This is a genomic window from Zoogloea sp. LCSB751 (genome assembly GCF_002028455.1).
Lineage (GTDB): Bacteria > Pseudomonadota > Gammaproteobacteria > Burkholderiales > Rhodocyclaceae > Zoogloea.
The window spans coordinates 1-268 of sequence record NZ_MWUM01000232.1 but is presented as its reverse complement, the minus strand read 5'-3'; the positions used below and the strand labels follow the sequence as shown (position 1 = coordinate 268).

The window sequence follows — 268 nt, the reverse complement described above, 5'->3', positions numbered from 1 at the left end:
CCTTCTAAGGATTCCACACAGTGGATATAGCAATCCATACCGGTGTAGAACCACTGGTCAGTTTCAACGCCATCGATTAACTCTGAGTCCATGATGATTTGGTCGAACACAGTGTAGTCTGAGTTCAGACCTAGTTTACGCACTGGACCACACAATACCGCTGTGCGTGATGCTTCAGCACCGGTACCAGAAATTGTTGGAATACCAATGTGGTGTACCGCTGGGTTTTTGATTAAATCCCAACCTTGGTACATGGCTGAGCCGCCTG

General features: G+C 47.8%; 1 pseudogene. It reads right to left on the bottom strand.

Annotation, left to right across the window (positions count from 1 at the left end):
• Window positions 1-268 (bottom strand): annotated as a pseudogene (gene kdnB, locus B4920_RS26460) (3-deoxy-alpha-D-manno-octulosonate 8-oxidase KdnB); the annotation flags it as partial.